Below are 6,240 nucleotides of genomic sequence, written 5' to 3' on the forward strand. Positions count from 1 at the left end.
GCTGCTGTTCGGGGCCGGCCATGTGGGCCAGGCGATCGCGCGGGCCTTCGCGCCCCTGCCTTTCAAGCTCTTCTGGTACGACAGCCGGCCCGAGGCGGCGCAGGTTCCGGGCGTGGTGGTGCGCGCGCCGGCCGAGCTGGCGGCCCTGGCCATGGGCGCTTCGCGTGAGGCCTACGGCCTGATCCTGACCCATGACCACGCCCTGGACTACGCCCTGGCCTCGGCCGGGCTGGCGGGCGGCGGCTTTGACTATCTGGGCCTGATCGGCTCCAAGACCAAGCGGGCGCGGTTCATGCACCGGCTGCGCGACGACGGCTTTTCGGCGGTGACGCTGAACCGCCTGACCTGCCCGATCGGCCTGCCGGGCCTGAAGAGCAAAGCGCCCGAGGTGATCGCCGTCTCGGTGGCCGCCGACCTGCTGATGCGGCTGGAGGCCGCCCAGGCCAGTAACGACGAGGGGTCTCTTGAAAGCGTTTAGGGCGTCGATCCTCCACCTGCTGGAAGATCCGACCAAGAGCGGGGAAGCGGTCGCCTTCCACGAGGACGGGCTGCTGGTCGTCGACCAGGGCAGCGTCGTGGCGTGCGGCGACTACGCCGACCTGGCGCCGGCCCATGCCGACCTGGCGGTCGAGGATCTGAGCGGCCATTGGATCACGCCGGGCTTCATCGACACCCACCTCCACTTCCCGCAGGTCGACATCGTCGCCGCCCATGGCGCGCAGCTGCTCGACTGGCTGGAGCAGCACACCTTTCCGGCCGAGGCGGCCTTCGCCGATCCGGGCCATGCGAAGGAGGCGGCCGGCTTCTTCGTCGACGAGCTGCTGCGCAACGGCACGACCACGGCCCTGGTGTTCGGCTCGGTGCACAAGGGCTCGGTCGAGGCGCTGTTCGCCGAGGCCTATGCGCGCGACATGCGGCTGATCGCCGGCAAGACCCTGATGGACCGCAACGCGCCGCTGGGCCTGACCGATACGGTCGAGACCGCCCGCGCCGACATGGAGAGCCTGATCGCCGACTGGCACGGCAAGGGGCGGCTTGGCTACGCGGTGACGCCGCGCTTCGCCATCAGCTGCACCGACGCCCAGCTGGAGATGGCGGGGCAGGTGCTCGCCGAGCATCCGGGCGTCTGGATGCAGACCCACCTCTCCGAAAACCCCCGCGAGATCGACGAGACCGCGCAGCTGTTCCCCGGGGCGAGCGACTATCTCGACGTCTACGAGCGGTTCGGCCTGGTGCAGAAGCGGTCGGTCTTCGCCCACTGCGTCCATTTGCAGGGCGAGGCGTTCCAGCGGCTGGCGGCCAAGGATGCGGCGGTGGCCTTCTGCCCCACCTCGAACCTCTTCCTGGGGTCGGGCCTGTTCCCGCTGGACGAGGCCTATTCGCACGGGGTGAAGGTGGGCATGGGCACCGACGTCGGGGCCGGCACGACCTTCTCGATCCTCCACACCCTGGGCGAGGCCTACAAGGTGGGCCAGTTGCGGGGCTCGGCGCTGGATCCGTTCCAGGCGCTGTATCTGGCCACTCTGGGCGGGGCGCGGGCGCTGGATCTCGACGACCGCATCGGCAATCTCGCGCCGGGCAAGGAGGCCGATTTCCTGGTGCTGGACCTGGCCGCGACGCCGCTGCTCAAGCGCCGGCTGGCGGCGGCCAAGGGCCTGGAGGACCGGCTGTTCGCCCTGACCGTGCTGGGCGATGACCGGGTGGTGGCCCGGACGTATCTGGCCGGGGTGGAGCGGCATCGCAGATAGGGAAAAGGCCGCGCGATGCGCGGCCCCCTCCGGCCCTCCGGGCCACCTCCCCCAGAGGGGGAGGATCTTTTGCGGCATAGATGCTCCCCCTCTGGGGGAGCTGTCGGCGAAGCCGACTGAGGGGGTTAAGCCACCACCCCGTTCATCGTCCGCGCATAGAGCGCCAGCAGCCGGTCCGCATCCACGGCGATCGCCGCGCTGTGGATCGGCTGGTCGTCCCAGGCCGAGGGGCCGTAGAGTTCGCCTTCCACCTTCTGCAGGGTCTGGCCCAGGGCGATGCCTTCGGTGACCACGCGCACGGAGCCGCGGCGGACCTCGAACAGGCTTTCGTCGATGACATAGGCCACGGCGGCGGCGTCGTGGACGCAGCAGCCGACGATGCCGTCGCGGCCGCCGTAGAAGGCGGCATAGGGCTTGGAGATGGCGTTGAGGAACTGGCCGGCCGGACCGGCCGAGGCTTCCAGGGCCTCCATGTAGTCGGGGCTCATGATCACCTGGGTGGTGACGTCCAGGCCGATGACGGCGACATGCCAGGGGGCGGTGAAGACGCGGTCGGCGGCTTCCGGATCGTTCCAGATGTTGGCCTCGGCCACCGGGGTGACGTTGCCCGGCTTGCCGGCGACGGCGAAGGCACCGCCCATGATCACCACGCCCTTGAGCAGGGTGGCGACTTCCGGATCGGCCTCGAGGGCCAGAGCCAGGTTGGTCAGCGGACCGACGGCGACCAGGGTGATCTCGCCGGGGTTGGCGCGGGCCAGGTCGATGATCGCCTGGTGCGCCGGCTTGGCTTCCGGCTCGGCGGGAACCAGGCCCGTCAGCTCGACGTCGCCCAGGCCGTTCTCGCCGTGCACGAAGGTCGGCGAGGGGTTGCGCGGGCGGATGAGCGGCTTGTCCGTACCCTTGAAGATCGGCGCGGTCAGGCCGAAGCGGTCCTTCAGATAGAGGGCGTTGCGGGTGGTGGTGTCGATGTCGGCGTTGCCGAACACGGTCGTCACGGCCACCAGGTCGAGGGCCGGGCTGGCCTCGATGAACAGCAGGGCCATGGCGTCGTCGATGCCGGGATCGGTGTCGAAGATGATCTTGGTCGTCATCGGTGGGCGGAACTCTTCTCGTTGTTCTGCAAGCGCTTTTGGACGCCGTGAAAGCCGACCACCTTAGCCGCCGCCAGCGCCGCTAGCATGTCAAAACGACAACGGCCCGGGCGTTTTTCAACGCCCGGGCCGCCATCAGGTCAGTCTGTCGAGATCGCTTAGCGGCGGGCGCTCAGCGAGATGCCGACGATGCGCGGCTCGTTGACGAAGCCGGTCAGGTTGTTGAAGTCGATCGCGCCGCGCAGGTTCACCTCGTTGGTGATGTTGCGGGCGAACACGGCCACTTCATACGTGCCGTCGGTGCGGCCATAGCCTAGCTTCAGGCCGCCTTCGAAGGTGTCCTTGCTGTTGAACTCCTTGCTCTCGTAGAGGAAGAAGTTGGTGTAGCCCTGGCGGAACCAGTCGGTCTGGGCGAACAGCTCGCCGCCTTCACCCACCGGCACGTTGTAGCGCGCCGAGAAGTTCAGGATGTATTCCGGCGAGTTCGGGAACGGGTTGCCGTCGATCAGAGCGAAGGCTTCGCCGCCCGACGGGTTGGCCTTGCGCGGATCGGTCACGGTGCACTGACCGAAGGAGCAGACGGCCACGGCCAGCGTCTTGTCCTTGATTTCGGTGTGGTTGTAGCTGTAGCCGGCCGTGACCAGCAGGTTCGGCGTGACCTTCCACTCGCCGTCCAGTTCGATGCCGTAGGCTTCGCCCTTCTTGGCGTTGATCAGGCGGTTGGAATTGGTGTTGCCGCCGACCGCGCTGAACTGCGGGTCGTCGATGGTGTAGGTGAACACCGCGCCGTTCAGGCGGACGCGACGGTCGAACAGCTCGCTCTTAACGCCGGCTTCCCACGACAGGATGGTTTCCGATTGGGCCACCGAGGCGCCGCTGCCATAGGCGATGTCGCGGCCCTGGATCGACGGACCGCGGAAGCCGCGGGCCACCTTGGCGTAGACGCTGACGTCGTCGGTGATGGTGTAGAAGGCCGACAGGTCCCAGCTGGCCTGGCTGTCGGAGACCGACACCGGGGCGATCACGCCATAGGGGTTCGACAGGACGGTCATGTCCTTGTCGTCGTCGGTCCAGCGGACGCCGGCGGTCACCTTCAGGGCGTCGGTGAACTGGTAGGAGCCCTGGCCGAACACGGCCCACGAGGTGTTCTTGTGCTCGAGGGTCGAGGGGGCGATGTAGCCCGGATCGGTGGTCACGGTGAACGCCGACTTGAAGTAGTAGGCGCCGACCTGCCAGGTCAGCTTGCCGTCGGTGTTGCTGGCCAGGCGGAGCTCCTGGGTGACCTGGTCGAGGTCGCCGATCGAGTCCTGGCTGGCGGAGTCGTAGGGGATCACGCCCGGGCCGACGCCGGCCACGCCGCCGTCGATGTCGCCGCGGCTCAGGCCGTTGGCGGTCTCATAGGCGCTGATCGAGGTCAGCTTCACAGCGCCGAAGTCGTGGTCGACCTTCAGCGAGACGCCGGTCGCGTCGTACTTCTGCGGGTTGTTGGCGCCGCCGTTGTAGAAGACGGAGTCGCGGTCGAAGCTGGAATTGACCTGGTTGCTGCCCTTGGTGACGACGTTGGCGCGGAAGATCGCGGCGGTGCCGTCGAGCGAGCGGGTGTGGGCGTTGAAGAGGACGTCGGTGTCTTCGCTCGGGCGCAGCAGGATCTGCAGGCGCGCGGCCTTTTCATCGTAGCCGCCGAGGGCGTTCTTCACCTTGGTGTAGGTGTTGTCGATGTAGTCGTCGCGGTGCTGATACAGGCCCGACAGGCGGACCGAGACCTTGTCCGGGATGATCGCGCCGCCGACGCCGCCTTCGAAGGTGGTCGAACCGTAGGTGCCGTAGGTGGCCGTGCCGTTGGCCTTGAACTCTTCGCTCGGCTTGACGGTGTCGAACTTGACGATGCCGGCGGTGGTGTTGCGGCCGAACAGGGTGCCTTGCGGGCCGCGCAGGACTTCGACCTGCTCGATGTCGTAGATCGGCGAGCTCTTGAGCACGACGTTCTCGAGGACGACGTCGTCCATGATCACCGAGACGGGCTGCGAGGCGGCCAGGTCGAAGTCGGCGTTGCCCAGGCCGCGGATGTAGAAGCGCGGGGCGGCGCGGCCGTTGGAGCTTTCGACGTAGAGGCCCGGCACGCGGCTCGACAGGGCCAGCACGTCCTCGCCGGCGGCGAAGATCGCGGCCAGCTTCTCGCCCGAGACGGCGGCGACGGAGACCGGCACGTCCTGGATGTTTTCAGAGCGCTTCTGGGCGGTGACGATCACGTCGTCGAGGGCGGTCGGCGCGTCCTGGGCGAGGGCCGGGGCCGCGACGGCGGCGGCCAGCAGGAGCACGCCGAAGGCGGCGCCGTTGCGCAGCTTGGCTTGGGTGGTCATTTCGAAATCCCCTTCGAACACCGGTGGAGGACCCGGTTGCGTGGGGTGCAATGCACAATGGCCGCGCCGAAATCAAAAGGCTTGATGACGACTCCGTCTCACTAGCGTGAAGTTTGTAGGGACCGTGTCACTATTTGACCACGCTGCGACAACGGCGCCCAAAACTAGGTCATAAGTCAGGACATACTTACTTATTGTCCTTGGGCGGAGTATCCGCGGGCCTATGGCGCAAGGCGTTGGTCGGCGCCGGCCTGGAGCAGGGAAACGTGCGCCGACACGATTTTCCAGCCGTCTTCGGTGCGCAGCCAGGTCTGGCTCTGGCGACCGGACTGTTTTGCCCCGGTTCGCAGGAATTCGACGTTCGCTATCGCGAAATCACGCCCAAAAGTGGTGATTTCCGTGCGCAGCCGATCCCGCAGCGGCGAGCCGCCGGTGCGTCCGATTCGAAAGGCGGCGATCTCTTCGAAGCCGTAGAGGTTCTCGGCCACGCCGTAGCGGACGGTCTCCGGCGCGTCGCGGAAGAAGCCGTCCAGCGCCTCGACGTCGTTGGTCATCAGGGCGACCTCATAGGCGTCGACGGCGGCGGTCACCTCGGCCAGGACGTCGGGGGCGTTGATGACGGTCATGCGGGGTCTCGACGGATGGGCGGCCAGTGAACGGGAGGACGGTGGGCGGCGATGACGCCGGCGCGCTCCAGGCGCAGGGCGGCGGCGAAGGCCAGGTCCTCGCGCCAGGCCGGGGCGATCAGCTGCACGCCGATCGGCGACTTGCCGGGGCGGTTCACCGGCGCGGCGATCACCGGCAGGCCGACATAGCTGATCGGCTGGGTGTAGGCGCCGAGCGTCTTGCGCACCGAGACGGGAACGCCGTCCAGCTCCATGGTCGCCTGGCCGATCGGCGGGGCTGGGCAGGGCGTGACGGGCGCCAACAGCAGGTCGAAGTCCTCGAACACGCGGCGAGCGGCGTCGCGGAAGGCGGGGCGGTAGCGGCGGGCGGCCTGCGCGACGCCGTCGGGCAGCAGGGCGCCGGCCAGCAGGCGGT

6 protein-coding genes are annotated in these 6,240 nt (G+C 68.0%); 2 read left to right on the plus strand and 4 right to left on the minus strand.

Annotation, left to right across the window (positions count from 1 at the left end):
• Together xdhC and guaD are read left to right on the plus strand one after the other, a co-directional pair.
• On the plus strand, positions 1-478 hold a 478-nt coding region (xdhC, locus tag DMC18_RS04630; protein ID WP_110132723.1), incomplete at its 5' end, for a xanthine dehydrogenase accessory protein XdhC.
• Entirely contained in the window at positions 465-1,748 is a 1,284-nt protein-coding gene (gene guaD / locus DMC18_RS04635; protein ID WP_110121719.1) for a guanine deaminase, read from the plus strand. The genes xdhC and guaD, both read left to right, overlap by 14 nt.
• Positions 1,749-1,873: 125 nt before the next feature.
• Here the strand turns inward: guaD and DMC18_RS04640 are convergent, their stop codons facing one another.
• From DMC18_RS04640 to DMC18_RS04655, 4 genes are all read right to left on the minus strand, one after another.
• Positions 1,874-2,839, minus strand: coding sequence for a nucleoside hydrolase (locus DMC18_RS04640; protein WP_110121720.1), 966 nt, complete (start codon positions 2,837-2,839; stop codon positions 1,874-1,876).
• A gap of 158 nt (positions 2,840-2,997) precedes the next feature.
• Positions 2,998-5,199, minus strand: a complete 2,202-nt coding sequence (locus DMC18_RS04645; RefSeq protein ID WP_110121721.1) for a TonB-dependent receptor — start codon at positions 5,197-5,199, stop codon at positions 2,998-3,000.
• A 221-nt stretch (positions 5,200-5,420) separates the two neighbouring features.
• Positions 5,421-5,825 carry an oxalurate catabolism protein HpxZ gene (gene hpxZ, locus DMC18_RS04650; protein WP_110121722.1) on the minus strand — a complete coding sequence of 135 codons (405 nt, stop codon included), beginning with the start codon at positions 5,823-5,825 and terminating at the stop codon, positions 5,421-5,423.
• On the minus strand, positions 5,822-6,240 hold a 419-nt coding region (locus tag DMC18_RS04655), incomplete at its 5' end, for an amidase family protein (protein WP_255580266.1). The genes hpxZ and DMC18_RS04655, both read right to left, overlap by 4 nt.

The sequence above is a fragment of the Caulobacter sp. D5 genome, from assembly GCF_003185805.1.
Classification (GTDB): Bacteria; Pseudomonadota; Alphaproteobacteria; order Caulobacterales; family Caulobacteraceae; genus Caulobacter.